Annotated in this window: 21 protein-coding genes and 1 tRNA gene; 13 read left to right on the forward strand and 9 right to left on the reverse strand. The window is 41.1% G+C overall.

The annotated features are described in order from the left end of the window. Positions 1-72: 72 nt before the first annotated feature. Positions 73-1,917 (forward strand): excinuclease ABC subunit UvrC, encoded by a 1,845-nt coding sequence (uvrC, locus tag AC2SLN_RS12375; protein ID WP_486549807.1) that lies wholly within the window; start codon positions 73-75, stop codon positions 1,915-1,917. A 129-nt stretch (positions 1,918-2,046) separates the two neighbouring features. Here the strand turns inward: uvrC and AC2SLN_RS12380 are convergent, their stop codons facing one another. The 6 genes from AC2SLN_RS12380 to AC2SLN_RS12405 all read right to left on the reverse strand — a co-directional run bounded on the left by AC2SLN_RS12380 (position 2,047) and on the right by AC2SLN_RS12405 (position 6,665). Beyond that, entirely contained in the window at positions 2,047-2,763 is a 717-nt protein-coding gene (locus tag AC2SLN_RS12380) for a hypothetical protein (RefSeq protein WP_486549805.1), read from the reverse strand. Between the two features lie 303 nt (positions 2,764-3,066). Continuing rightward, the gene (gene fabF, locus AC2SLN_RS12385; protein ID WP_486549803.1) at positions 3,067-4,392 is read right to left on the reverse strand and encodes a beta-ketoacyl-ACP synthase II; all 1,326 of its coding nucleotides are present in this window, start codon (positions 4,390-4,392) and stop codon (positions 3,067-3,069) included. A 57-nt stretch (positions 4,393-4,449) separates the two neighbouring features. After that, a complete protein-coding gene (locus AC2SLN_RS12390; RefSeq protein WP_486549801.1) occupies positions 4,450-4,863 on the reverse strand; it encodes a hypothetical protein in 414 nt (137 codons plus the stop codon). A gap of 64 nt (positions 4,864-4,927) precedes the next feature. Further along, positions 4,928-5,287, reverse strand: a complete 360-nt coding sequence (locus AC2SLN_RS12395; RefSeq protein ID WP_486549800.1) for a SirB2 family protein — start codon at positions 5,285-5,287, stop codon at positions 4,928-4,930. Positions 5,288-5,342: 55 nt separating this feature from the next. After that, the gene (locus tag AC2SLN_RS12400) at positions 5,343-5,675 is read right to left on the reverse strand and encodes a BolA family protein (RefSeq protein WP_486549798.1); all 333 of its coding nucleotides are present in this window, start codon (positions 5,673-5,675) and stop codon (positions 5,343-5,345) included. Positions 5,676-5,855: 180 nt separating this feature from the next. Beyond that, positions 5,856-6,665 (reverse strand): M48 family metallopeptidase, encoded by an 810-nt coding sequence (locus AC2SLN_RS12405; RefSeq protein ID WP_486549905.1) that lies wholly within the window; start codon positions 6,663-6,665, stop codon positions 5,856-5,858. Positions 6,666-7,104: 439 nt separating this feature from the next. Between AC2SLN_RS12405 and AC2SLN_RS12410 the strand changes: the two genes are divergently transcribed. Both AC2SLN_RS12410 and AC2SLN_RS12415 read left to right on the forward strand, forming a co-directional pair. Further along, positions 7,105-7,179: transfer RNA gene (locus AC2SLN_RS12410), tRNA-Gly, on the forward strand. Between the two features lie 332 nt (positions 7,180-7,511). Then, a complete protein-coding gene (locus tag AC2SLN_RS12415; protein ID WP_486549796.1) occupies positions 7,512-9,008 on the forward strand; it encodes an MFS transporter in 1,497 nt (498 codons plus the stop codon). A 122-nt stretch (positions 9,009-9,130) separates the two neighbouring features. Here the strand turns inward: AC2SLN_RS12415 and narL are convergent, their stop codons facing one another. Then, positions 9,131-9,793, reverse strand: a complete 663-nt coding sequence (gene narL / locus AC2SLN_RS12420; protein WP_486549795.1) for a two-component system response regulator NarL — start codon at positions 9,791-9,793, stop codon at positions 9,131-9,133. Positions 9,794-9,872: 79 nt separating this feature from the next. Then, positions 9,873-11,762, reverse strand: coding sequence for a histidine kinase (locus AC2SLN_RS12425; RefSeq protein ID WP_486549793.1), 1,890 nt, complete (start codon positions 11,760-11,762; stop codon positions 9,873-9,875). Between AC2SLN_RS12425 and AC2SLN_RS12430 the strand changes: the two genes are divergently transcribed. From AC2SLN_RS12430 to AC2SLN_RS12475, 10 genes are all read left to right on the forward strand, one after another. Then, positions 11,761-11,958, forward strand: coding sequence for a hypothetical protein (locus AC2SLN_RS12430; RefSeq protein ID WP_486549791.1), 198 nt, complete (start codon positions 11,761-11,763; stop codon positions 11,956-11,958). The two genes, AC2SLN_RS12425 and AC2SLN_RS12430, sit on opposite strands and share 2 nt — an antisense overlap. Positions 11,959-12,190: 232 nt before the next feature. Continuing rightward, entirely contained in the window at positions 12,191-13,555 is a 1,365-nt protein-coding gene (locus AC2SLN_RS12435; protein ID WP_486549789.1) for a NarK family nitrate/nitrite MFS transporter, read from the forward strand. Positions 13,556-13,877: 322 nt separating this feature from the next. Beyond that, entirely contained in the window at positions 13,878-17,648 is a 3,771-nt protein-coding gene (locus AC2SLN_RS12440) for a nitrate reductase subunit alpha (protein ID WP_486549787.1), read from the forward strand. A gap of 36 nt (positions 17,649-17,684) precedes the next feature. Next, positions 17,685-19,229: a nitrate reductase subunit beta gene (gene narH / locus AC2SLN_RS12445; protein WP_486549785.1), complete on the forward strand. Its 1,545-nt coding sequence runs from the start codon at positions 17,685-17,687 to the stop codon at positions 19,227-19,229. A gap of 1 nt (position 19,230) precedes the next feature. Then, on the forward strand, positions 19,231-20,082 hold the full coding sequence (gene narJ / locus AC2SLN_RS12450) for a nitrate reductase molybdenum cofactor assembly chaperone (RefSeq protein WP_486549783.1): 852 nt from the start codon (positions 19,231-19,233) through the stop codon (positions 20,080-20,082). Between the two features lie 13 nt (positions 20,083-20,095). Further along, on the forward strand, positions 20,096-20,821 hold the full coding sequence (gene narI / locus AC2SLN_RS12455) for a respiratory nitrate reductase subunit gamma (RefSeq protein ID WP_486549781.1): 726 nt from the start codon (positions 20,096-20,098) through the stop codon (positions 20,819-20,821). 194 nt (positions 20,822-21,015) lie between these two features. Next, positions 21,016-22,200: a globin domain-containing protein gene (locus AC2SLN_RS12460; RefSeq protein ID WP_486549779.1), complete on the forward strand. Its 1,185-nt coding sequence runs from the start codon at positions 21,016-21,018 to the stop codon at positions 22,198-22,200. Between the two features lie 132 nt (positions 22,201-22,332). Further along, on the forward strand, positions 22,333-23,286 hold the full coding sequence (locus AC2SLN_RS12465; RefSeq protein ID WP_486549777.1) for a peptidylprolyl isomerase: 954 nt from the start codon (positions 22,333-22,335) through the stop codon (positions 23,284-23,286). A gap of 163 nt (positions 23,287-23,449) precedes the next feature. Beyond that, positions 23,450-23,905: a hemerythrin domain-containing protein gene (locus tag AC2SLN_RS12470; RefSeq protein ID WP_486549775.1), complete on the forward strand. Its 456-nt coding sequence runs from the start codon at positions 23,450-23,452 to the stop codon at positions 23,903-23,905. Between the two features lie 44 nt (positions 23,906-23,949). After that, positions 23,950-24,336, forward strand: coding sequence for a TehB family protein (locus AC2SLN_RS12475; protein WP_486549773.1), 387 nt, complete (start codon positions 23,950-23,952; stop codon positions 24,334-24,336). 49 nt (positions 24,337-24,385) lie between these two features. Here the strand turns inward: AC2SLN_RS12475 and AC2SLN_RS12480 are convergent, their stop codons facing one another. Continuing rightward, positions 24,386-25,609, reverse strand: a complete 1,224-nt coding sequence (locus AC2SLN_RS12480) for a low temperature requirement protein A (protein WP_486549771.1) — start codon at positions 25,607-25,609, stop codon at positions 24,386-24,388. Between the last annotated feature and the right edge of the window lie 18 nt (positions 25,610-25,627).

Raw genomic sequence — 25,627 nt, forward strand, 5'->3', positions numbered from 1 at the left:
TAGTTGCTTTGTAACTATTTGAGACTGCGTCATTGGAGTACTTCGACTATAATTATTGACTATACGACTACTATGACCAGTGAAACTGCATCTAATAATATCGATGAAAAAAAAGCCCGCCTTAAGCATCTCATTCAGCGTTTGCCCAACTTGCCTGGCGTTTATAAGATGCTGGATAAAAAAGGTGATATTCTATATGTAGGGAAGGCTAAGTCTTTAAAAAGTCGAGTAAATAGCTACTTTGCTAAAACCATCGACCATCCAAAAACTCGTGCGCTAGTGTCTCGTATTCATAATATCGAAACTATTATTACTCGAAGTGAAACTGAAGCGCTGCTGCTTGAACAAAACCTAATCAAAGAGCATCGCCCACCTTATAACGTATTGCTACGTGATGATAAATCATATTTATATATCTTTATCTCAGCTGATAAACCTTATCCTAGACTTGCCTATGGACGCGGAAAAGCCAAGCATCAAAAAGGAAAGTTTTTTGGCCCATTTCCTTCGGCACATGCCGCTAGAGAAACGCTAGTTCTAATGCAAAAAATGTTTCAGATGCGTCAGTGTACCAATACATTCTTTAAACAACGCAAACGTCCATGTTTGGAGTATCAAATTAAGCGTTGCCGTGCGCCCTGTGTTGGATTCGTGACACCTGAAGAGTATGCCGAAGATGTAAACAATACCATTCGTTTTTTGCGTGGCGATTCAAGTGACATTCATACGGCACTTATCGATAAGATGGAATCGGCTGCTGATGAGCTGAATTTTGAGCGAGCCGCATTTTATCGCGATCAGTTGTCAAGAATGCGAGAAGTACAGGCCCGTCAGGCAGTGTACACTGTGAAGGGAGAAGCAGATGTTATCTCCATTACCAGTCAAGCGGGTATGACCTGTGTTAATGTACTTACCGTACGGGGTGGCCGTGTCTTGGGCGGAAAAAATTACTTCCCGGATGTCGATAGTAGTGCGCCGATAGGCGAAAACTTATCAGCATTTATTATCTCTTTCTATTTCCAGGTCACTGATGATCTGCCAAATGAAATTATTATAAGCCATGAACTGCCAGACCAAACTGCCGTTCAAGAAGCATTATGTACTCATTTTGAGAGTAAAACGATTATTAAAACGAGTGTGCGTGAACATCGAGCGGAATGGTTAGACTTGGCGAAGCTAAATGCTAATAGCGCCTTAAAAACTAAATTGGGCGATTATTTAGAGTTGCATGCAAGGTTTTTGGCTTTAAAACAAACTCTTGAGCCCATTACTCACACTACGATTGACCGTATTGAATGTTTTGATATCTCACATACGATGGGAGAGGCGACTATTGCAAGTTGCGTTGTTTTTGATCAGGGCGGGGCACGAAAAAGGGATTACCGTCAATATGCTATTCACGACATTCAAGGTGGCGATGATTATGCTGCCATGTCACAAGTTCTAAATCGACGTTACAAAAAACAGCCTTTACCTGATTTGTTATTGATTGATGGGGGCAAAGGTCAGTTGAATATGGCGAAAAATGTGCTTTCAGAGTTAGGTATATTGGATGATACGTTGTTAATTGGCGTCGCAAAAGGTGAAGGGCGTAAGGCTGGGCTTGAGGTACTGCATTTTATTGATCATGAGCCACTTGATCTACCCATGGATTCTAAAGCACTCCACCTCATTATGCACATCCGCGATGAAGCTCACCGCTTTGCCATTACTGCCCACCGAAAGAAAAGAGATAAACGCCGATCATCGTCCGTTTTAGAGGCAATACCTGGTCTTGGCGAAAAGCGCCGTCGCGATTTATTAAATCACTTTGGTGGCTTACAGCAATTACTAGGTGCGTCGCAGCAAGAACTATCAGGTGTGAAGGGTATTGGAAGTGTATTGGCTAAAACCATTTACAAAGTATTGCATGATTAAGGTAGGCTGAACGATGTATATTACACAATTTTGTCTATTAGACCTGCCTTTAGTAGGCATAAAAGCCGCTTATATAATAGCGGCTTTATAGTTAGAGGGTAGGAAGGAGTAGTTATCTGGCAGCAATTTTTATTTTTTACTAACTTGTTCTCGAAGCCAAGACTTTAAATCCTCAGACATGATAGCCATCTGTTCACTCAAATAATCATCTATTCGGGTTTCAAGCTCTTTGAGTAGAGAGGCATCAACTTCTGTGAAATCATTTGCAAAAGATAAAGTAACTGAGTCATCTGCCCTAGCAGGCTCTTTCTCTAGTTCAGTTTTGGGTTCAGACCAAGAATCCGCGGAGTTAGAATATTGGTTTTCTTGATTCCTTTTATTGTTATTGTCATTACCGTTCTCTGCCTTATTAGTATTGAGAGCAGGATCTTGGCTTGATAATGGTTTGCCATAAGATGGCTTAATGACAAAGTGTGTTTTGTTTTTAGTATGATGACTTTGCTCATTACTATTGCCACTGCTGGGGGTTTTAGAGGTGCTTGATACATCACTCATTTTATTCTCTGCTGCTTTAAATGCCTCTTGATCATCTATTAGCGCTTCTTTAGCGAGTTTTTCTTGCGGTTGCAATGCCAGTTTCGCTGCTTTTTCGTGCGCTAAATCTGCGTAAATAGTATCTATATAACTTCGGAGATCTGGCGTAGTAAATTTAAACTCACTAAGTTCAGTTTTATGGTCTAACAGCTGAACAATATCATCAAGCTCTTGAACAATGGCATTTTTGATTTGCTGAGGGGCGGCTAACCAACGATTTGAAAACTGATGTGAAAATGCAATTTGTGTCATATGAGTATTTTCCAGTTAGGCGAAATGTTTTTGAGCATGTGTGTCAAAAGTTTATTCTTGGTATGTTTCTTAGTAGGCTTAATTATAAAGGGCTGTATTGAATCCAAACATAGCACAGTGATGCTTATTTGTGAACTCAATGCAGCCCTAATAAATCTAAAATACTCAGTAATAGTCATTAAAGAGTAACTAGACTAATAAGCCCTAAACAGGAGTTTGATAGCCAGCTGCTCTTTTGAGCCCTAAAAGCAAATCAGATATGGCAGCTTAATGGGGTAATGAGTAATAGTAAGCTACAAGCTACTATAATTTGTTCCAGCGAGAAAAAATAAGTGAGCCATTGGTACCGCCAAATCCGAAACTATTAGACATGACGTAATTCAATCCTTCAACTTTACGGGCATGATTGGCAACGTAATCTAAACGACAGTTTTCGTCAATTTCTTTTAGGTTGATGGTGGGTGGAACAACTTGATCTTGTAATGCCTGAACACTAAAAATGGCTTCAATAGCACCCGCCGCACCAAGTAGATGGCCCGTCATCGATTTAGTTGAACTTACCAGAATATCATCTTTACATTCGTGAAAAATATTTTCGATAGCAGCTGACTCTGCAACATCTCCTGCTGGTGTACTGGTGCCGTGAGCATTAATATAGCCAATATCGCACGGTTTAATACCAGCATCTAGTATTGCATGCTTCATTGAGCGTGCAGCACCCTCGCCACCTTCAGGTGGTGCAGTAATATGATGGGCATCATCGCTCATGCCGAAGCCTACTAATTCAGCTAAGATAGTGGCACCACGAGCTTTGGCATGCGCTAAGCTCTCCAAAACCATCACGCCTGCGCCATCACCTAGTACAAAACCATCTCTGTTTTTATCAAAAGGTTTACTTGCGCCAGTGGGATCATCGTTTTGAGTGGATAGGGCACCCATTGCTGCAAAACCTGCCATTCCTAGTGGGCTCGAGCCTTTTTCACTAGCACCCGCTAACATCACATCGCAATCACCGTAGGCGATTAATCTGGCTGCTAGACCAATAGCATGGGTCGCTGTTGTGCAGGCTGTTGAGGTAGCAAGGTTGGGACCTTTTAAACCGTGTTTCATCGCCACAATGCCTGCGGTAATGTTGATAATTGTGCCTGGAATACAAAAGGGCGAAACTCGACGTATGCCTTTTTCTCTTAGGTCATCTCGATTGTTTTCCAAAGTTTGTAGGCCGCCAATACCTGAACCAATGATGACGCCAAAACGGTTTGGGTCTACATTTTCAACTAAAGCATCATCGGCAGAAACTTCTGAGATAAATCCCGCATCTTTGAGAGCCATGCTCGAAGCAGCCACGCCATAATGAATGAAGCTATCATAGCGTCTGGCATCTTTAGCGGGCATGAATTGACTGGGGTCAAAGTTTTCAACTGTACCAGCAAATTGTGCACGATAGGTTGAGGCATCAAAATGGGTGATTGGCTTAATACCGCTCTCACCTTTTAGAATACGCTGCCACGTCGTATCCGCATCCAATGCCAATGGCGTGATAGCTCCCATACCAGTAATAACAATGCGCTGTTGGTCATCACGTTCAAAGTGTGGCGGTTTTGCTTGACGAGAAGAAGATTGAGTCATAGTTGTATTTCCTTATCTAATGCTATCCATTAATTATTGCTATTCAATTATTACCAGTTATTCACCATAAATCTTTAAATGAGTAGCAAAGGCACATTTTTTCATACGTGCAGACTGGATAACTGCATCGCGTTCGCCATAAAGACGGGAAAGTTTGGCGTCACGAGCTTGAGTGTTACCACTTTTCCCTAAACCAATATTGATATTTGGAGAAATTCCCCAGCGCCCTGCAGAAACCCCAACGCCAACACCTGTTGTAGTAATTGAAGACTGCTGAGTTTGTGTTTTTTCAACATAACTATTAATGCGGCTATATTCTTGCGAAAGGCCTTTACAATCATAGCTTTGATAATTACTTGGCGGAATGTATTGTGGCGATATATTTCCCGTACTGGCGCAGCTAGAAAGTAGTAGACAGCTTACAATGAATGCGCTGTTTGTGGATAAGAGAGTTTTCATTGAGGTAAACATATACAATCCGAAATTCAAGTGATTTGATCCATTAATATAAATATATAAGACCAATATTAAATAATTAAATAAAATTACTGGGTTTAATAAAAGCTAAAGCCAAAATACCAACATAAGCGACTAAAGTAATAAAAATTCCTGCTTTGCTTTGCTCTTTGGTAGCTGTCGATCTAAATGCCTTAATACTAGCACTTATTGCAGCAACGAGTAATATGATTTTACCGGCAACCCACTGTAATGGGGCGTTGGTAGACAGTAAGGGCATAACAACCATGACCCCTGAAACCACCAATAACGTGTAGACGACATGTGTTGCTATTTTGACTGATTTAGTTAGGCGTTTATTCGCAATTATCAGCAAATAACTTTGCCATAGAAATAAAGCAATGGTAATAAACGCCATCATCATATGTATATGTTTCATAACTGTCTCACAGTCTCAGGCAATTAGCATAACAAGCAGTTAAAATGCTGAGTTATTAGTTAGCATTTGTACCCGCGCAAAGCGGGCTTTGGGGAACATTGCCATTATTTTTATTTAGTAAGCCCCACTCTGCAGGGGTATAAGCGTGAATAGCAAGGGCGTGAATGCTTCCTCCCTGACTTGTCATTAATGCGTCTACAAGCGCATAAAGCGATTGATGTCTCGCGACCAAACGCTTATTTTCAAATGCCTCACTGACAATCGTAAGTTTGAAATGACTCTCTTTACCTTCAAAGTAGCCTGCATGATTCATTGACTGATTAATCAGCTGGGTATGAGTAGGGTTTAAGACTTGTAAACTTTGAATAATTTTGTCTTGAGTTTGCACTGTGAAAAGTTCCTGAGCTAAATCAATATTAGAAAACAAGTGTTAACTGTATATAATATATTAACAGCTAAAGGGTGTGACACTCTAGTAAAAAATGCAAAGAACAGCCATTGCTTAGTAAATGGCTGTCTTCGTGAAAGTTTATTTATAGATTGACATCATAAAAGATGTACTCATAAACTAACGACTTTGCAAATAATAAGGTTTAACTTGAGGCATTAAAGATTGCAGTGAAGCAATACGGTTAGAGCTCGAGGGGTGAGTGCTTAAAAACTGCGGTGGTTCACCTTTAGCAGCACGTTGCATCTTTTGCCATAGAGTAATTGCTGCCTGCGGGTCATATCCTGCTTTTGCCATCAGCACTAAACCAACTTTGTCAGCTTCAGACTCTTGCGTACGGCTGTGTGGACGGCTAATGCCCAAATCACCTGCAATAGTGGCAAGTTGCGCTTGACCTTGTGATAAACCAAATACACTAGCCGCAATGCCAATACCGGCTTGGGTTGCATATTGTCCAGAAATACGTTCACGAGCATGCTCACGGATAGCATGTGCCATTTCATGACCCATGATTGCTGCAATCTCAGCATCAGTAAGGTTTAGACGGTCAATAATCCCCGTATAAAACATTATTTTACCGCCTGGCATAACAAAAGCGTTCAACTCGTTTGACTTAATGGTGTGTACTTCCCAATTCCATTTGCTGGCATCATTACGATATAACTCTACTTGACCAATGAGTCTATTAGCGATGCGTTTTAACCGAGCAAGGGTGGCCGCATCAGTATCTAAAACGCCTTTTTTTCTCGCCTCTTGAATTGCCTTATTATAGCTTTGAGCGGACAGTTGTAGGACTTGTTCGTTTGATACCAATAGAAGCTGTTGTCTATCGCCCCCTAAAACACCAGTATTTGTCGTGCTGCTACAGCCCGTTAGCGCCATTATAGAAACTGATGCTGCAAGTGTACTACGAATTAAAAAATTTCTCATTACAATGCTATTCATTCCAAATATCCTTATCAAAAAAAGTTAATAGTGTTTGTCTATTATAATACTATAAAAAAAATAACCTTCTGACCGTAACAAACTAACTCATTATTGTAAATCAAACTTTATAACAGCATATTAAGAAACTGTATTCACAACCTATAAGACTATTTTTGCCTAAAATAAGCCACTATTTCGTTTACGTTAGTATTAAATAGAATGACTATTCAACCCGAGCTTTCAACTTAATGGCACCTCGTATTGACTCATTTTATTCTAAAAACTCCCTAACTTTCGCTTATGAATATAGGTTCTAAAGATTTGATGAATATTCTAAATAACTTTTTTGAACAACTATAAACTATTTTTTAGCAAAAAGTGTTGACAGACTTTAAATAACCTATATAATATCGACCCTATCAAGTTGTAAGGCTTGATTAACGCGGGAATAGCTCAGTGGTAGAGCATAACCTTGCCAAGGTTGGGGTCGAGGGTTCGAATCCCTTTTCCCGCTCCAAATTCGGCTCATAGAGCAATTGAAAAGTCTCACTACTCATTTTAAGAGTAGTGAGACTTTTTTTATGTATAGAAGCTTATGATAATTTCATAGATTAGAGTAGCTCGTTCATAATCAAACGATGGGATATTCTCTTTGCAAAGCGAATATACCTAATAAGTAGTATGTAATTACTTTATTGTACTGCTTTTGCTCAATATTTTTAAGGTACGAATATGGCTATATTGTATATGAGTATTTAATCCTTGACAGTTAAGTCGATAAAGATGATGTAACTATTTAACGCAAGGTATAAACCATATTTTTAATCCTTACCCGAAAGGAGATATAGCATGCATGCCAAGGAGCTACTGGAGCTTGAACGCCGAGATATTAGGGCGCTTCATTATACATGGATTGCATTTTTTCTAACATTTTATGTGTGGTTCAATATGGCACCGCTAGCAACCTCAATGCTAGCAACAGAAAACTACCTAACCAATGATCATATCAAGCTATTTTTAATCGCCAACGTTGCTTTAACCATACCAGGACGAGTTGTGGTGGGTATGGCACTGGATCGGTTTGGACCCAGACGTGTTTTTTCCATATTAATGGTAATGATGGCCATACCAACTTGGTTCTTTGCGTTTGGTAACTCTGCGATGCAGTTTTTTGTGTCTCGGCTATTTATGTCTATTGTGGGTGCTGGTTTTGTTGTTGGTATCCATATGACGGCGCTTTGGTTTAAACCTAAAGATATTGGTTTTGCTGAAGGTTTTTATGCAGGGTGGGGTAATTTTGGATCTGCGGCAGCAGCTATTACGCTACCAACCATTGCATTACAGTTTTTTGGCGGTGATGATGGTTGGCGTTGGTCCATTGCCTTGTCGGGTCTAATTATGGCTATATACGGAGTGGCTTATTGGTTCCTAATTACTGATGGACCGTCAAAAAACACGCATAAAAAAGCACGTAAAGCAGGCGCTTTAGAAGTTTCAAGTTGGAAAGATTTACTGCTGTATTGTTTGTTTATTATTCCGTTATATGGTGTCTTGAGTGTTCTAGTATTGCGAACTAAAAATATGGGGTTTTTGACTGACACGGGCGCCTATATCGCTTATGCGGTCATCGCTATTGTAGTGCTATACCAAATTTATAAAGCAATTAGTATTAATGTTCCCATGTTAAAAGAAGGTATTCCTGAAGATGATAAGTATCCGTTTACTTCCGTAGCCGCTCTTAATGTGACCTACTTTGCAAACTTTGGCGCAGAGCTCGCCGTTGTCTCAATGTTACCTATGTTTTTTGCGTTAACTTGGGATCTTAACCCAACCACAGCGGGATTAGTTGCATCAACCTTTGCTTTTGTTAACTTATGGGCGCGCCCACTGGGGGGGTATATCTCAGATAAAGTGGGTAACCGTCGCTTAGTAATGTTGGTTTATATGTTTGGTATTGGTATTGGATTTGGCTTGATGGGGCTACTTAATGAGAGTTGGCCATTATTTATCGCCGTTGTGTTTACCATTTTATGTTCGGTATTTGTTCAAGGCGCTGAAGGTGCAACCTTTGGTATTATTCCGTCAATAAAACGTCGCTTAACAGGACAAATATCGGGTATGGCGGGTGCTTATGGTAATGTTGGTGCCGTATTCTATCTGTTCATTTTTACCTTTGTAGAACCAAATCAGTTCTTCTTTATTATTGCGGTGGGTGCGTTTATCGCATGGATATTATGCTTCTTTTGGTTAAAAGAGCCTGAAGGTGCTTTTGACGAAGAGTATAAAATGTCTTCTGTCGATATTAGAATAGCGGAAGAAGATCGTATTGCGAAAGAAAGCCAATAAAGCGCAAAAAAATAAAAATTATTTAAAACAAAAATAGCGACTCATCTGGTCGCTATTTTTGTGATATGAATGAAATATTTATGAAAGCCTACTATTTTAAGCCCCTATATAAAAAAGCGACATCATTGATTCTCTAAGTTTTTAACTGCCCAAACCGCTACATCCACCCGAGTGCGTAAATTTGTCTTGTTTAAGATATGCTTGACATGCACTTTGACTGTTGATTCTGAGATACCAAGCTTATTGCCAATCATTTTATTGCTGAAGCCTTTAGCAATCATCTTAACCACCTCAAGCTCACGTCCAGTCAGATTGTTAACGATGTCATCTTGATTGGGGGTGCGTAAAGCTTGGGCTAAAACAGCCGCGAGTCTGGAACTGACTACCAGTTCTCCACGCAATGCTTTTCGGATATCTACAGCCAGCTGCTCAGGTTGCATGTCTTTAAGTAAGTATCCATTAATGCCAAGCTTTAAGGCGGCGTGAATGTCCTCGCCACTGTCAGAAACGGTAAACATAACGATTTTGGTCTGATGATATTTTTCACGAATTTTTTTGACAGTTTCCAAACCACTGAGCCCTGGCATATTTTGATCTAAAATAATTAAATCAACCTCATTATGCTCAAGATAATCTAGAGTTTGCTCGCCACTACTCAAACCTTTTACGACATCAAAGTCAGATTCTAAACTTAGTAAATCAGTCATACCATGTCTAATCATAGGATGATCATCGACCAGTAAAATTCGAGCTGGTGTCGTTGAGGTATATACTTTTGAAGACATAATAACTCACAAGATAAATAATATTCGTTTATTAAATAGGGTTAACGGACCTTAGTTAGTTGGTAATTTTATATGGCTTTTAAACTAACTCTGTCTCATGAGAACTCAAAAATTCGGGAGCAAATTTTGCTTGTACCATGGTGCCTTTGGGCAAATTGTTGCGTATAGAAAATGAACCACCAAGGCTGTTAGCACGCTCTTGCATAATCATCATACCGTGATGATGAGTTTGGTCAAAGTCATGGGAAACCCCTACACCATCATCGATGATGGTTAAGATTATTTGGTTGGAGTTAGCAACATATTTAAGCGTAACCTCCACATTTTCAGCGTTAGCATGGCGAGAAATATTAGACAATGCTTCACGCACAATTTGAATGATATTGACTTGCTCAGTGGCGTTCAAGTTAAGTGACATTACTTGATTATACACAGTGATTTCAAAACCACCTCTTTTCGCAAACTCTTCAGCAGAGTTGTAGAGAGCCTCATCAAAGCTGTCATCATTTAAACTGAGCCTAAAGGTTACTAGCAAATCTCGTAAATGCTGATAAGCCGAGGTCAAACCATCTTTTATCTTGGCAATAGACTCTGTGATGTTTACAAAATCTACGCTAGTGCAATGGGTATGATTTAAGCGCTTTTCTAAAATACTAACTTGTATTTTTAGGTACGAAAGTGACTGGGCTAAAGAGTCATGAAGCTCACGTGCTATAGTTGCTCGCTCTTCTAATAATATATTTTGATGTTCATGTTTGCGCTGCTGAACCAAAAATAGCGAGATACTGATTAAATTTGTTAGCGCTGTAATGGCCTCGTCGTTTTGTTCGATTAGAGTATCCATATAATTAGTATGAGCTCTTTCCTCATTTAATAAAGTTATTTTTTCTGTTCTTATAGTATTGCTCGGTACAAGATATTGCTTTGAAGATCTATCTGATTTATCTAGAGGGTCAGAGAGAGGCTGATGAACCTCTAGATATTTAGGTCGTACTTTTAAGTCGCCATATTGAATATTATGATGCTGTATGGGGTATGATTTTGTGTGAGTACTGATATTAATCATGCATGTGTCACACGTTTGGGTGGAACATAGCTCTTTGAGCTGATTACTATGAATGGCAATAGAGTCTTGATCATTGACCAAATCATTTTTGATGCATAAGGTAAAATTCAATTCTGGTATGATTTCCCCAAATTCAGCAACCAGCCTGTTTAGTTCAACAATACTCAGTGGCGGTGTGGTTAAGCTTTTTGAAAAATCATACAATAAAGATAAAACTTTATTAGCTTGAGTTAAGTGTGCTGTTTTTGTTTTTACTTCCTTTTCTAACGAGCTTTGATAGCTTTCAATGGTTTTTGCCATATCATTGAAAGAGTCGCCAAGTGCTTTAAATTCAATATATCCATCCATTGACACTCGGGTATCAAAGTTACCATTTCTAAAACGTTGGTTTACTTTCTTAAACTTATGTATTGGGGTTAAGACTTTATGTTTTAGCTCCCATAATCCTGCGGACATAATTAAGACTGATAGCAACAGTGAAATCATTTGTATGAGCTGTTGTAACTTTTGTCGTCTTTCATTTCTATATTGCAGTTGGCTAACGAGTCCATCAACATCAGTAATATAGCTTCTAGAGGCATTAAAAAAAGCACTTTTATTTTCTTCTAGTAAGCTTGGCTTTAGTTGAGTCTCCCACAAGCTATGAATATTTGTTAAGCGGGTATCAATATTTGAATCTGAGTTATTAAATGCATTCTGATAATCTTTAAGCCAAACTATTCTCGCTTCCATGTCTTCAATAGACTGCTTAATAGCGCTTTGAGTATCCGATATATAGTTATCTTTGCTGGCTAACGTTCTGTGATCTAAGGTATTTGCCGTTGGCAAGCTAGGTGCTACATCATAGAAATAATTGTGCTTAAAGTTTGACTCTAATTGATAGTTGACGCGATACGTTGCCATGCGTATCGAGCCTGCGGTGTTAATGGCCTGTGCATCTGCTTCAGACACCCAAGCTAGGATGCCACTGCTCAATGCTGATAAAAGGCAAAGCAACGTTATGGAGATTACGGCTGTCCATGCTCTGATTGGTAAAGAGTTGGGTATGATTTTGGTTAGCATGGCTTTAGCGGACTTTAAAATGAATGATAAAAAATGACTTAAATAAGAATTTAAACCTTATTAGCGATAATCTCCTACTAGTTTACTCTAGCCAGCCTTTAACTACATACTACTAAAGGTGTAGTGTGTACTGGGTAGGGTTTAGTAATTCTTTAAGATAGTTGAATAAACCAATGTAGCATACTTATTTATATTTCACTACGTTACTGTAAGCCATAGTTTTTATCTATACAGCATCTGCTATTTAGATGTCTATAAGGAAGGATGATATGGCGAGCAATAATAAGTTTAAAGGCGGTAAGGTAATTAGCGACTGGCAACCGGAAAATAAAGAATATTGGGAGAGCGGGGCTGATAAGGTAGCGAGCCGTAACCTATGGATATCAATACCAGCACTGCTTTTAGCGTTCTCAGTTTGGATGGTATGGAGTGCGGTTATTGTACGTTTACCTGATATTGGGTTTCAGTTTGATCAAGGTCAATTATTTTGGTTAGCTGCACTGCCGGGTCTGTCAGGCGCTACTTTGCGTATTTTCTACTCTTTTATGGTGCCTATTTTTGGCGGTAGACGTTGGACAGCCATTTCAACCGCATCACTGCTCGTTCCTGCAATATGGATGGGCCTTGCTGTTCAAAATCCTGATACGCCATTTAGTGTGTTTATTATTATTGCACTGCTGTGTGGCCTGGGTGGCGGTAACTTCGCCTCATCAATGTCGAATATCTCCTTTTTTTACCCTAAAGCAAAGCAGGGGACAGCGCTGGGTTTAAATGCTGGATTGGGTAACTTGGGTGTATCCGTGATGCAGTTTGTTGTCCCTATGGTCATTGGTATCGGTATCTTTGGTGCGCTTGGTGGCGCACCCCAAATTACAGAAGCAGGTAAAGCGCTTTATTTGCAGAATGCCGGTTTTGTTTGGGTGCCTTTTATTGCAATCATTGCGATTATCGCTTGGTTTGGCATGAATGATTTAACTTCTGCCAAAGCGTCATTTAAAGATCAAGCCATTATTTTTAAGCGTAAGCATAATTGGATTATGTGTATCCTTTATATGGCAACGTTTGGTTCTTTTATTGGCTTTTCGGCCGCGTTTCCTATGCTGATTAAAAACTCGTTCCCTGAAATTGACGCCCTAAAGTTTGCTTTCTTAGGTCCATTTGTTGGTGCAGTATTCCGTCCGCTCGGTGGTTGGATTGCGGATAAATTGGGTGGTGCACGTGTGACTTTCTGGAACTACATCGTGATGGTTATGGCTGTGATAGCTGTGATGTACTTCTTACCCAGCGAGACGTCTGATGGTAGCTTCGTTGGTTATTTCATCTCATTTATGGTGTTGTTTATTACCACAGGTATTGGTAACGGTTCGACCTTCCGTATGATTCCAGTCATATTCAGAACGTTACACGAGCGTTTAGGCACTAAAAATTTGGTAGTCGAATCAAACAAAGAGTCTGCAGCTGTTGTCGGCTTTACTTCTGCTATTGCTGCTTACGGTGCATTCTTTATCCCTAAAATGTTCGGTTCGAGCTTGGGTGTACAGGGTACATTTATTAGCTTAATCGTGTTCTATATTATTTGTATTGTATTAACGTGGTGGTACTACAGCCGTAAAAATGCGCCTTTCCCAAGCTAGGTTTGGCTTGTTTTTTTGGTCAATCGATAGAAACTTAAGTTTAAAGGTGTCAGATTATCCATCTTCTGGCACCTTTTTTATGGGGCGGTTTTCGCATAATTGACTCGAAACTTATCGTTTAAAAATTTTAATGTGATCACTTTTATACTACTACTAAAGGGGTAGCTATCTGCTCATGTTAGGCAATGGATGTGAGGATAAGTTGCCAATACAATCGTTAATATCAAAAAGCTCTTTATTGTGCACAGCCCTATACCAGCGACATAATTTAAGTCTGCGTCTTAGTCTGGCACATTGAAATAACAACCTAGAGGATAGCAATATGAGCCATTTACTCGACCAGTTTCGTTTCTTTAAGCGTAAAAAAGGAGAGTTCGCTGACGGCCACGGTGAAATACGTGATGAATCACGTGGCTGGGAGGACGGTTACCGTAACCGCTGGCAGTACGATAAGGTGGTGCGTTCAACGCATGGGGTAAACTGTACTGGATCATGCTCTTGGAAGATTTTTGTCAAAAACGGCTTAGTAACATGGGAAACCCAACAAACGGATTATCCACGCACCCGCCCTGATTTGCCAAATCATGAGCCACGGGGTTGCCCACGCGGGGCAAGTTACAGCTGGTATATGTATTCAGCCAACCGAGTAAAATACCCAAAAGTACGTAAGCCACTATTAAAACTATGGCGTGATGCTAAAACACAACATGCCGATCCTGTAGATGCTTGGGGAAGCATTGTAGAAGATCCTACGAAAACGATTGAGTATAAGTCCAAACGTGGTATGGGCGGTTTTATCCGCTCTACGTGGGCAGAGGTTAATGAAATCATTGCTGCTAGTAATGTATATACTGCCAAAACATACGGCCCAGACCGTATTATTGGTTTCTCGCCAATTCCTGCGATGTCTATGGTTAGCTATGCGGCTGGTAGCCGTTATCTGTCATTAATTGGTGGTGCGTGTTTGTCATTTTATGACTGGTATTGTGACTTGCCCCCAGCCTCTCCGATGACGTGGGGAGAGCAAACGGATGTGCCTGAATCAGCAGATTGGTATAACTCAGATTACATCATTGCTTGGGGTTCAAACGTACCGCAAACCCGTACACCTGACGCTCACTTCTTTACTGAAGTGCGTTATAAAGGCACGAAGACGGTATCAATCACGCCTGATTATGCAGAAATTTCTAAGCTGACTGACTTATGGCTAAACCCTAAACAGGGTACAGACGCTGCCGTTGCTCAAGCCTTTTGTCATGTGATTATCAAAGAGTTTTACCTAAAACAGCCTAGCGACTATTTCATTGATTACGCCAAGCGATATACCGACATGCCTATCTTGGTCATGTTAGAGGAAGATGCAGACGGAGGACGTCGCCCTGGTCGTTATTTACGTGCCTCAGACTTGGTTGATGGCCTAGGTCAAGAGAACAATCCTGAGTGGAAAACGATTGGGCTGAATAGTAATGGCGATTTGGTCTCTCCTTTAGGATCTATCGGTTATCGCTGGGGCGAAAAAGGCAAATGGAATCTTGAGCAAAAAAATGGCACAACAGGTGAAGATATTGACTTAACCTTGTCATTGAAGTCAGACATTGATGCACAAGAAGTTTGTGACGTGGCCTTTGATTACTTTGGTCATACTGAGCATCCTTATTTTACCGCTGTTGCAGGCGATGCGCTGCAAGTTAAAAAAGTACCTTGTAAAACCATTACTTTGGCTGATGGTACGACTGCAAAAGTTGCCACAGTATTTGATTTAACAGTCGCCAATTTAGGGGTCGATAATGGTCTGGGCGGCAAGCATGTCACTGATGATTATAACGATGCGACTGTTGCAGGCACACCAGCATGGCAAGAGGTAATTACAGGTTTATCGCGTGAAAAAGTCATTCAAGTAGGCCGTGAATTTGCTGAAAACGCCCACAAAACTCATGGTAAATCGATGATTATTATCGGTGCGGGTATGAACCACTGGTATCACTTAGATATGAACTACCGTGGTGTGATTAATATGCTGATGCTGTGTGGTTGTATCGGTAAATCTGGAGGTGGCTGGGCACATTACGTGGGTCAAGAAAAGTTACGTCCTCAGACGGGTTGGTTGCCATTGGCGTTTGCCCTAGACTGGCACCGTCCGCCACGGCACATGAACGGTACAAGCTTCTTCTACAACCACAGCTCACAGTGGCGTCATGAAACCATTTCAGCACATGAAATATTATCGCCACGTGTGAATAAAAAGTTCTTCCCTGAGCACATGCTGGATTACAACATTCAGGCTGAACGGGCAGGCTGGTTACCTTCTGCACCACAGCTTAATCGTAACCCATTGACTCTTGCTGCAGAAGCAGAAAAAGCGGGTAAATCAATCGAAGATTACGTTGTTGATTCATTACATGAAGGCAGCTTGCGCTTTGCTTGTGAATCGCCTGATAGCCCGCAAAACTTTCCACGCAATATGTTTATTTGGCGCTCAAACTTACTCGGCTCATCGGGTAAGGGTCATGAGTATATGCTTGAGTACTTCTTAGGAACTAAAAACGGCCTAATGAGTGAAGACAGTCTGCGAGAAGGGTTGCGCCCAAAAGAAGTGGATTATGTGGAAACTGGCCCTAAGGGTAAGCTTGACTTAGTAGTGACTCTAGACTTTCGTATGTCGTCAACCTGTCTGTATTCAGATATCGTTCTGCCTACTGCCACTTGGTATGAAAAAGACGATATGAACACCTCAGATATGCATCCGTTTATCCATCCATTAACGGCAGCAACTGATCCTGCTTGGGAATCAAAAACCGATTGGGAGATTTATAAAGGCATTGCTAAAGCCTTCTCGGAAGTTTCTAAAGGTCATTTAGGCGTTGAAACAGATGTGGTTACTTTACCGATGCAACACGACAGCCCAGGCGAATTAGCACAACCCTTCGGTGGTACCGACTGGAAAACGGCCGGCGAGAAGCCTGTACCCGGTAAAAACTGTCCAATGATTAAAATAGTCGAGCGTGACTATCCCAATACTTATGCCAAGTTTACCTCACTGGGCCCAGCACTTGAGAAGCTAGGCAATGGCTCAAAAGGCCTTAATTGGGATATGACCAAAGCGGTTAAAGACTTGGGTAATTTAAACCACCGTGTAACCACAGCAGGTGTGTCTGAAGGTCGTCCAAAAATCTTTACTGCCATTGATGCATCAGAAACCATTTTAATGCTGGCTCCTGAAACCAATGGTGAAGTAGCGGTAAAAGGTTGGAAGGCTTTAGAGCAGTTTACAGGTCGGGAGCATGCTCATTTGGCTAAATCAAGCGAGCACGAAAAGATTCGCTTTAGAGACATAGTGGCTCAGCCCCGCAAGATTATTTCGAGCCCAACGTGGTCAGGCCTTGAGTCAGAGTCGGTCAGCTATAACGCTGGTTATACCAATGTGCATGAGCTGATTCCATGGCGAACTATTACCGGTCGTCAACAGTTCTATCAAGATCATCCTTGGATGCAGGCGTTTGGCGAACAGATGCAACAGTATCGTCCACCCGTTGATACCAAGACCACTGACATCATGAAAGATGCTAAGCCCAATGGCAATAAAGAGATTGTACTGAACTTCTTAACGCCACACCAAAAATGGGGTATCCACAGTACGTATTCTGAAAACTTATTGATGTTGACCCTTAGTCGTGGTGGTCCTTGTGTTTGGCTATCAGAGAACGATGCTAAATCAGCGGGTATTGAAGACAATGACTGGATTGAAGTGTTCAACGTTAATGGCGCTATTACGGCACGTGCGGTAGTGAGCCAACGGGTTAAAGATGGCATGACTATGATGTATCACGCTCAAGAAAAGCTGGTCAATATTCCAGGGTCTCAGCAAACAGGCACCCGAGGTGGTATCCATAACTCAGTGACTCGTACCATCTTAAAACCCACACATATGATTGGTAGCTACGCCCAACAATCATACGGTTTTAACTACTATGGCACTGTCGGCTGTAACCGAGATGAGTTTGTTGTGGTACGTAAAATGTCGAAAATTGATTGGCTAGAAGATAAGCCAGACGACTCACTACCTCAGCCACTACCGACCACTTTGGAAGGTTAAGACAACCTAAAACACTTTAATTTGGAGCACACACCCATGAAAATTAGATCGCAAGTAGGCATGGTGCTAAACCTCGATAAATGTATCGGTTGTCACACCTGCTCAGTTACCTGTAAAAACGTTTGGACCAGCCGTGAAGGCATGGAATACGCTTGGTTTAATAACGTTGAGTCAAAACCAGGTATTGGATATCCCAAACACTGGGAAGACCAAAACAAATGGAATGGGGGTTGGATCCGTAATGCCAACGGTACCATTAACCCACGTATTGGCGGTAAGTTTCGCATATTGGCAAATATTTTTGCTAACCCTGATTTGCCAGAGATTGATGACTATTACGAACCTTTTGACTTTGATTATCAACATTTGCATACCGCACCGATTAGCAATCATCAGCCGATAGCCCGCCCACGCTCTGCCATTACGGGCAAGCGTATGCAAAAAATCGAGTGGGGGCCTAACTGGGAAGAAATCTTAGGTTCGGAGTTTGAGAAACGTCGCCGTGACAAAAACTTTGACAACGTACAAGCTGATATTTATGGCGAATATGAAAATACGTTCATGATGTATTTGCCACGCTTGTGTGAGCACTGCTTAAACCCAACCTGTGTCGCCTCTTGCCCCAGTGGCGCCATTTATAAGCGTGAAGAAGATGGCATTGTACTCATCGACCAAGATAAGTGCCGTGGCTGGCGCATGTGTATTTCTGGTTGTCCATACAAAAAGATTTATTACAACTGGAAATCGGGAAAATCAGAAAAATGTATCTTCTGTTATCCCCGTATTGAAGCGGGCATGCCAACCGTTTGTTCAGAAACGTGTGTCGGTCGTATTCGCTACCTTGGTGTGCTGTTATATGATGCTGACAAAATCGCTGAGGCCGCGAGTACACCAAACGAGCAAGACTTATATCAAGCGCAACTCGATGTATTCTTGGATCCGAATGACCCAGCTGTTATTGCCCAAGCCCTTAAAGATGGCGTACCGCAATCAGTTATTGATTCAGCCCAAAAGTCGCCTGTTTATAAGCTGGCAATGGACTGGAAATTAGCCTTACCTTTACACCCAGAATATCGCACGCTTCCTATGGTTTGGTATGTGCCCCCCTTATCGCCTATTCAAAATGCTGCTGAAGCTGGCAAGGTGGGTATGGATGGACTCATCCCAGATGTCGACAGCTTGCGTATTCCGCTTCGGTATTTAGCCAATATGCTAACTGCAGGCGATGAAGAACCTGTGCGTATGGCATTGAAACGTTTATTGGCAATGCGTAGCTACAAGCGCATGCAATTGGTCGAAAAGCAAGAAGTGCAAAGCATTTTAGATGACGTTGGTTTAACTAAATTACAAGTAGAAGAGATGTATCGTTACTTAGCGATTGCTAATTATGAAGACCGTTTTGTTATTCCAACCGCGCACCGTGAAGAAGCGATGAGTGATGCGTTCGCTGAGCGAAATGGTTGTGGTTTTACCTTTGGTGAAGGGTGTTCTGGCTCAGGTAGCAATGATGTCAGCATGTTTGGACAGAAAAAAGCCACGCGTCGTGACTTTATTGACACTGTACAAAAGTGGGAGGTGTAGCATGACAACCGTAATCCAAAGCAGAGCAACAGAAGTAGATGAGTCAGCAATGCCGATCATTGATCAGTCAGATATGAAAATTCTGAAAGTACTTAGCGTGTTAATTGACTATCCGAGTAATGAGATGTTTGAAGGCGAAACGCTAGCGATGTCTAAAGATGTTGTTAGCGCCTCAGCACTGATTAGCCCAGATGTACGTTCGCAAATTTCGGCACTTATTGATGAAATGATAGAAGTCGGACCTTTGGAAGCACAAGCAAGATACGATGGACTATTCGAGAGAGGTCGTTCGTTATCACTTTGGTTGTTTGAGCACGTACATGGTGAATCGCGTGATCGTGGTCAAGCCATGGTGGACTTAATGGAGCAATATCAGCAAGCAGGTTTTGAGATTGGTTTAAAAGAGTTGCCAGACTACCTACCTATGTATTTAGAGTTTTTGGCATACCAAGCAGCGGTTACTGGCGATGACATTCAAGTACGCATGGATATCGCTGATGTCAGCCATATTATTGCACTACTCGCTGCTAGACTTAAAGACAGAAATAGTTTGTATGAAGGATGTTTCAATGCCTTATTACAAATTGCGGGCAAACCACTCAATGTTGTTGAAGAGCTTCAAGAGCAAATTGACAAAGAGCAACGTGATGATACTTTTGAAGCGCTCGATAAAGAATGGGAAGAGGAAGTGGTCGACTTTTTAGGCGCAGAACAAGAAGAGCGTTGCCCTTCAAATACTCAGAACTTAGCTAAGGGCGTCGCGATTGATCGTTCGGTTGTGCCGCCAAAGCAAGTGGATGCCCCGGTGCACTGGGTAGATTTTAACCAGCCAAAGCCAGTCAAACAGCTTTAAGGAGAGAGTCGTCATGAATATTGCAGATCCTGGTGTACAGTCTTTAGCCAACTTGAGCTGGATACAAATTTTTTTATTTGGTATCTATCCCTATATCGCTTTGGTGGTTGCCCTCGTAGGCACATGGGCGCGTTTTGATTTATCACAGTACTCGTGGAAGGCGCATTCTTCACAAATGCTACGTAAGAAAAACATGCGTTTAGCCAGTAATTTATTTCACGTCGGTATCATTGTGGTATTACTGGGTCATTTAGTAGGTATGCTGACTCCACATTTCATCTATGAACCCTTTATAAGTGCAGCTCGTAAACAAATATTAGCCGTTGTGGTTGGTGGAGTAGCAGGTGTTGTCTGCTGGCTAGGTATGGTTATGCTGATGTGGCGCCGTTTTACCGACGATCGTATTTCAAATACCTCATCATTTTCGGATAAGCTGGTGCTGATTTTATTATTTATTCAATTAAACCTAGGCTTAATTTCTATCTTTACATCAATGCAGCATTTAGATGGATTAACCATGATGAACCTTGCGGGTTGGGCTCAGGATATCACTATCTTAAGGCCATGGCATGCAGCAGCACGCATTGAGCAAGCAGATCTGATTTATCAATTGCATATGGCGTTGGGTATTACACTGATTATGATTTTCCCTTTTACTCGCTTGATTCATATCATTAGTGCACCAGTGTGGTATTTAGGTCGCCGCTATCAAATTGTCAGACAAAAACAGTCTCAATAGATTGTTTTACCAAAGTGATACATGATTGTGTTGGTGGGATAGGTTTATAACATGTATTTTAAATGAATGTTATGATAAAATAACCTCCATCGTAGTACAGACTATATATTGAACCCATCAACGCATGATTGCACCAGTTCATATTCAATGGGCTGTTTGCAGGCTATTGATAAACAATCATTAAGGATATGGCTATGGCGTCTCCCGAAACATTAGACGTTGTCAAACAAACTGTTCCTGTGCTTGAAAAACACGGTACAGAGATAACCACTGTATTTTATAAAAACATGTTTGCTGAGCATCCAGAGCTACTGGATATTTTTAATGAAACTAACCAAAAGCTTGGACGTCAGCAGACCGCTTTAGCAACCACAGTGTTGGCCGCTGCCAAGCATCTTGAGAATCTTGAGGTGCTATTACCACAGGTCATGCAGATTAGTCATAAGCACCGTGCACTACAAATTAAACCTGAGCATTACCCCATAGTTGGCAAGCACCTGTTAGGCGGTATTAAAGAAGTGCTCGGCGATGCAGCGACAGATGACATCATTAATGCTTGGGCAGAGGCGTACGATGAGATTGCTAACGTCTTTATCAGTGTTGAAAAACAAATGTATGATGAAGCAATGTGGCAAGGTTTTGCTGAATTTAAAGTGGTTAAAAGAGAAATCACAGGTAGCGATATCGCCGCCTTTACAGTACAGCCTATAGATGCTGAATCGATTAAGTTAAATAATCTTAAGCTCAGCGCAGGTCAGTACATCACTGTTAAAACTGACCCAGAAGACAGTGATCATATTGCATTAAGACATTATTCGCTTTACTCGACAGATGCGAGCGAGGGGATTAAATTTGCAGTTCGCCGTGATAATCGTAATGCACACCGAGGTTTGGTCTCAAATTACTTACACGATAAAGTAGAGGTAGGAGACACCATTTTATTATCTGCACCTGCAGGCGACTTTAAACTAAATCCAGCGTTAATCAATCAAAACGAAATACCTTTAGTGTTGATTAGCGCAGGCGTTGGGGTTACTCCTGTATTGTCGATGCTTGAAACACAGGTTCGGGAAAACTCTGAGCGTCCAATTATTTGGGCTTATGCGTGTCAAAACTTGGAACACCATGCATTTTTTAAACAAGTGGAAAATGTGTTAATAAAAGGGTCACACACAGACAAGCATTATTTCTACTCTGAAAACAACCAAATTCTTAATGAGTCTTGGCTAAATACATTGCCAAACCCAGCTGATGTTTATGTTTGTGGTTCTATGGCCTTTATGGACAGCATGATAGATGGGTTAATATCTCTAGAACACAGTGGGGATAACATTCACTACGAGCCTTTTGGTCCAAAAAAGAGCTTGAATGCTGGTTAATATAATACGCAACCTTACCGCTAGTGTTTAGCGGTACCTTTATAGAGTTTATTCAGTTTTTAAATACGTCATTAAAATGGAGTATTACTAATTGAAATCTATAGGGAGACTAATGATTAAACGGAGTACCACATGACTGTTACGACCTATGACCCGAAACACGCTGCAGATGATAATATTCGTATTATGCCAACGTCAGATGATTTGAAAAAACCGCATTCTGAACAAGCGTTTATCGAAAAAGCGATGCTTGAAGAGCGTAGCAATCACAGTCATTTAATCGCCTCAAGTCGTGAAGAATTGCCTACTATCTATGTCAATGGTATTGAGATTGATAAAGAAGCCATTGCGCAAGAACTACAGTATCATCCTGCACCGACTAAAGAAGATGCTTTGTTTTTAGCAGCACAAGCCTTGGTAGTAAGGGAGTTATTAAGACTGGCAGTATTTGAAGATGAAGCGCTTGGCGAGCAGGCTTGGCATGAAAATGAAGAGCAGGCGATTTGCGACTTAATTGAAAAAAACGTGGTCGCAACAACACCAGATTCTGATACATGTGAGCGCTATTACAAGCAGAATAAAGATGATTATAAAACCGCACCACTGGTGTCTGTACGCCATATCTTGCTGGCATGTCTGCCTGAAGATGGCGAGGCGAGACTGCAGTTTAAAAAACTGGCTTATGAACTTATTGAGAAGATAGGTAACAGCAGTAATCCAGATGCAGATTTCATTGAACTGGCTCGTCAGTACTCTGCTTGCCCGTCAAAAGAGCAAGGCGGAGAACTAGGGGTATTGAACGCAGGGCAAACCGTGCCTGAGTTTGAAAGTGCAATATTCAATATGGAGCAAGGGCTAGCACCTAGCCCTGTTGAAACACGCTATGGATTTCATATCGTTGATGTTTTGGATAAGCAAGCAGGTATACAGCTCGACTATTTACAAGCCAAACCTGCCATTGCCAATAAATTAGCGCAACAAGCTTTTCATCATGCTTTATGTGATTACTTATATACGTTAGCTGATAAAGCAGATATTGACGGTATACAGATGGAGCTGGCTCAAGAAAATATATTTAGAGGCTGATTTGCTATGGTCTGTGATGTATCAAATGGTTAGGCCTTTAGATTTGTTCAACGTACTATTTGTAAGGTCTTCGCGTGTTTGCCATGTACCCGTTTTAATTTGTTAGATAATCTATCAACAGGGCGCTTTGGGGCCCAAATAATCCATATAAAAGGTATCCGTTTTGAAGCGAGTTGATCAACTTCAGCCTTTATCAAGAGAGCATCATTTAGGTTTGGTGCTATCAAGGCACGCAAAAGAGTGCTCTAACGATGTCAAGGAGATTGCTGAACATTGGAAGGCATTAACCCATTATATTAATCAGAATATGATCAATCATTTTGCAGTTGAAGATGATTTGATGGTATCTAAACTAGAAAATTATAAACAAACACATTCTAACGTTGCGGACGTAATTGATAAAATCGAATCACAGCACAAAAAGTTATATGAGTTAATAGAGTTGCCCAGTATTGGTGTGGATCAAGTTCGTGAGCTGGGTACGGCGCTATATGATCATATTCGTTTTGAAGAACGAGAACTGTTTCCATTAGTGGAAGCGTTGCTATCGGAACAAGAGCTGAATGCGATTTATGACGCCAGCTCTGAAAAGGTAAAGCGTCATAATGAAGACCGTTAAGCACTTTGACAAAGGCTGGATCAATAAAAGATAGGAGCTACAATATGAATCACACGATTATACCCAGCCACTGGAAAATAAAACGTTCAACACCATTTTTTACTAAAGAAAATGTGCCTCAGGCATTGCTAACGCATCACAATACTGCCGAAGGTGTCTTTGGTCAGATTTGTGTGATGCAAGGAGTGGTTACTTTTTATGGCTTTGCCGATGAAACGGCTACTGAACCTGAGAAGAAGGTTGTGATCGAAGCAGGACAATTCGCTACCAGCCCACCACAATACTGGCACCGTGTCGAGCTAAGTGATGACGCACAGTTTAATATTAACTTCTGGGTGGAAGAGCTTAATGATGAAAAGAAAAGGCTATTTAATAGCTCAAAAGTTCACAATAAACCTATCGAAAACTTATTTGATAACACAAAGGATTAATCAAACAGTCAGTTCATCTTAACCCTAATTTAGCACATAAGTCCCTTAATCAAGCTCGCTCAAAGTGATCGTCAGTATTTCTAGTATCTCTCCTAAACCAAGCAATCATTGATACGGGCGCCAAAACACTGACGCCTATGCCATAGAGTATCGGTAAGCCAAGATACACGATAAATATACTAATGGCTATGATAGAAATAGCGGTGGTTAGCGCTGCCATATTATGAGTAGATTGATGACACATCGTTTTACGCATTAAGGTTAATATGCTTAAAAAAGCCAACAGCTGTAGCAAGATCATACAAATGGCATAGATAGACGATACATTATGAGCAATGTTATCTGAAGCACGAGCAATGGCATTAGGCACAAGATTTAAAGAGGCGCCTAGACCTGCCAAAGAAGCAAAGATAAAGAAATGACCGTAACCAAATAAGATTAAGTTATGACGACGATGCTCCCTCACTAAGATCTCATTAAAGGGAATATTGAAATATAGCCACCACGAAAAAAACAACAGCGATATTAGGAAGGCACACAATAGAAAGATCGATCCAGTATGATAAGTAGGCTGAGTGATAAAATGTTGCATGGTCGTACTAACACCGACCATACCTTCGCCCAAAACGATGATAGTCAGTAGACCATAACGTTCTGCCAGATGCTCGGGGTGCCAGTTATTAAACTGCTCTGAGCGTGCCCATATGGGCATAATCAGCTCAGCCACAATAAATGTAAATAGAGCAGGCGTTTGTATAGAAGAGGGTAAAAACAACCAGCTTATCCACATACATTGCAGTACTAAGAGTCCGATAATGCTACGCCCAGCCACGCTTTTGTGATCCGGCACATGTTGATAAACACGCCACCACTGGCTACAGCTGGCAAGCCGCATAATAGCGTAGCCAACGACACCTACCCAAGTTAAGCCGCTGTCAAAAAACTGATTGATGTTAGAGGCAATCATTAATGAGCCTAACATCTGAAATAAAACAGAGATTCGATAGTTGGTATCGTCTGGGTCATAACCTGATCCAAACCATGTAAAGCTGGTCCAGGCATTCCATAGGATAAAAAACGCCAAAGTAAACGTAATAAAGCCTGTGATATCATGTTCACTTAATTGGTTGTAAAAGCCTTTTGCTGCTGCAGAGACCGCTATAACATAAACTAAGTCAAAGAAGAGCTCAAGTGTTGTTGACGTGCGATTTGGCTCATGTGGGTCTCTAGCACAGATCTCTTTAGTGAATTGAGTAGATGACGTTGATGACATATAAGCTTTATTCCAATA

This window comes from Psychrobacter sp. CX90 (genome assembly GCF_057396305.2).

What these genes read in the sequence shown, in the direction of transcription:
- uvrC (WP_486549807.1), top strand. Translation starts at nt 73, where the DNA reads ATGACCAGTGAAACTGCATCTAATAATATCGATGAAAAAAAAGCCCGC.
- narH (WP_486549785.1), top strand. Translation starts at nt 17,685, where the DNA reads ATGAAAATTAGATCGCAAGTAGGCATGGTGCTAAACCTCGATAAATGT.
- AC2SLN_RS12460 (WP_486549779.1), top strand. Translation starts at nt 21,016, where the DNA reads ATGGCGTCTCCCGAAACATTAGACGTTGTCAAACAAACTGTTCCTGTG.
- AC2SLN_RS12435 (WP_486549789.1), top strand. Translation starts at nt 12,191, where the DNA reads ATGGCGAGCAATAATAAGTTTAAAGGCGGTAAGGTAATTAGCGACTGG.
- AC2SLN_RS12480 (WP_486549771.1), bottom strand. Translation starts at nt 25,609, where the DNA reads ATGTCATCAACGTCATCTACTCAATTCACTAAAGAGATCTGTGCTAGA.
- AC2SLN_RS12405 (WP_486549905.1), bottom strand. Translation starts at nt 6,665, where the DNA reads ATGAGAAATTTTTTAATTCGTAGTACACTTGCAGCATCAGTTTCTATA.
- AC2SLN_RS12395 (WP_486549800.1), bottom strand. Translation starts at nt 5,287, where the DNA reads ATGAAACATATACATATGATGATGGCGTTTATTACCATTGCTTTATTT.
- narL (WP_486549795.1), bottom strand. Translation starts at nt 9,793, where the DNA reads ATGTCTTCAAAAGTATATACCTCAACGACACCAGCTCGAATTTTACTG.
- AC2SLN_RS12425 (WP_486549793.1), bottom strand. Translation starts at nt 11,762, where the DNA reads ATGGCAACGTATCGCGTCAACTATCAATTAGAGTCAAACTTTAAGCAC.
- narJ (WP_486549783.1), top strand. Translation starts at nt 19,231, where the DNA reads ATGACAACCGTAATCCAAAGCAGAGCAACAGAAGTAGATGAGTCAGCA.
- AC2SLN_RS12430 (WP_486549791.1), top strand. Translation starts at nt 11,761, where the DNA reads ATGCGTATCGAGCCTGCGGTGTTAATGGCCTGTGCATCTGCTTCAGAC.
- AC2SLN_RS12415 (WP_486549796.1), top strand. Translation starts at nt 7,512, where the DNA reads ATGCATGCCAAGGAGCTACTGGAGCTTGAACGCCGAGATATTAGGGCG.
- AC2SLN_RS12380 (WP_486549805.1), bottom strand. Translation starts at nt 2,763, where the DNA reads ATGACACAAATTGCATTTTCACATCAGTTTTCAAATCGTTGGTTAGCC.
- fabF (WP_486549803.1), bottom strand. Translation starts at nt 4,392, where the DNA reads ATGACTCAATCTTCTTCTCGTCAAGCAAAACCGCCACACTTTGAACGT.
- AC2SLN_RS12475 (WP_486549773.1), top strand. Translation starts at nt 23,950, where the DNA reads ATGAATCACACGATTATACCCAGCCACTGGAAAATAAAACGTTCAACA.
- AC2SLN_RS12465 (WP_486549777.1), top strand. Translation starts at nt 22,333, where the DNA reads ATGACTGTTACGACCTATGACCCGAAACACGCTGCAGATGATAATATT.
- narI (WP_486549781.1), top strand. Translation starts at nt 20,096, where the DNA reads ATGAATATTGCAGATCCTGGTGTACAGTCTTTAGCCAACTTGAGCTGG.
- AC2SLN_RS12390 (WP_486549801.1), bottom strand. Translation starts at nt 4,863, where the DNA reads ATGTTTACCTCAATGAAAACTCTCTTATCCACAAACAGCGCATTCATT.
- AC2SLN_RS12440 (WP_486549787.1), top strand. Translation starts at nt 13,878, where the DNA reads ATGAGCCATTTACTCGACCAGTTTCGTTTCTTTAAGCGTAAAAAAGGA.